Source organism: Kitasatospora putterlickiae (genome assembly GCF_039527695.1).
Taxonomy (GTDB): Bacteria; Actinomycetota; Actinomycetes; order Streptomycetales; family Streptomycetaceae; genus Kitasatospora; species Kitasatospora putterlickiae.
The window spans coordinates 9192-9603 of record NZ_BAAAKJ010000423.1 but is presented as its reverse complement, the minus strand read 5'-3'; the positions used below and the strand labels follow the sequence as shown (position 1 = coordinate 9603).

Genomic DNA, 412 nt, shown 5'->3' with positions numbered 1-412 from the left:
CTCGCCGGCGAGTACGCCCACGCCGCCGGCGCGCTGCGCATGCAGGACGGGCGCAACGCCACCGCCATGGCCTGCTTCTCGCGCTCCCTCGGCTGGGCCGAACTCGCCGAGGACCCGGCCACCCAGGTCGCGGCGCTCAGCGACATGAGCTTCCTCGCCCGCCTCGACGGCGACCCCGGCGCGGCCCTCGGCTACGCCCATGAGATCGTCCGGGTCGCCCCCGCCCGGCACTGGGCCGGCGCCATGGGCCAGATCGGCCTGGCCCGCGCCCACGCCATGACCGGCGACGTGCGCGCCACCGTCCGCCACATCGCCCGCGCCCGGCACCACCTCGACCACATCGGCGCGCACGACGAGTCCGACGCCGCCTGGCTGTCCATCGCCTCGATGCGGCTGCGGGTCGAGGCGGACG

General features: G+C 76.9%; 1 pseudogene. It reads left to right on the top strand.

Features of this window, described 5'->3' with window-relative positions:
* Positions 1-412: pseudogene (locus tag ABD308_RS35195) on the top strand (helix-turn-helix domain-containing protein); the annotation flags it as partial.